Here is a 586-nt window from a genome sequence, read left to right as displayed (position 1 = left end):
CGGCCGGTCGCCGCCCCTTCGACATCCAGGACAACGAGCGGCAGGTAACGCGCTGGGACGTCGTGGTGCTCACCGATGACCTCGACGATCTCGTGCCCGGATCGCCCGCCATGTCATCATCGCTGTTCGGAGGTGTCTTCGACCCGGAGACCGAAGGAGTCTACCGGTGTGGCCGCCTCCCGCGCCCTGGCGCCGCGCCGGCTGGGCCGGTGGCTGTCGCCGACGCCGTTCGGCTCGCTGACGCGCAGAGCCGCTGGATCGGCGAGTACCTGCGTGGCCGCTACCTCCTGCCGCCGCGGTCAGCCATGCTGGCAGCGGCCGGGCTGAGGCCTACCAGACGGACAGCGACCGGCTCCGCCAGCTGGCCGCGCCCACGCTCCGAAACCCTTCACGCCCGCTGGCTTCGGGCGCCAGGGCAGACCGCTGTGCGGGGCTACCTGCGCTGGCTCGGCGCCGAGCTGCGCCGCGGCCGGGCGCGGGCAGCCGAAGGCGGGTATCCGCTGCCCGTGCCCTCCCTGATCGCGGCCAGCTGACGGAGGCCTCCCACCAGCCCGCGAGGCCGTCGTCAGCGCGGATTGCCGTCAGC

At 73.7% G+C, this 586-nt stretch carries 1 pseudogene; it reads left to right on the top strand.

Features of this window, described 5'->3' with window-relative positions:
* A pseudogene (locus tag MJ783_RS07680) lies at nt 1-533 on the top strand (hypothetical protein); the annotation flags it as partial.
* Between the last annotated feature and the right edge of the window lie 53 nt (nt 534-586).

This window comes from Protofrankia sp. Cj3, from assembly GCF_917627355.1.
Classification (GTDB): Bacteria; Actinomycetota; Actinomycetes; order Frankiales; family Frankiaceae; genus Protofrankia.
Note: the sequence above shows the minus strand (reverse complement) of the source record. Positions and strands in the feature narration are given on the sequence as shown.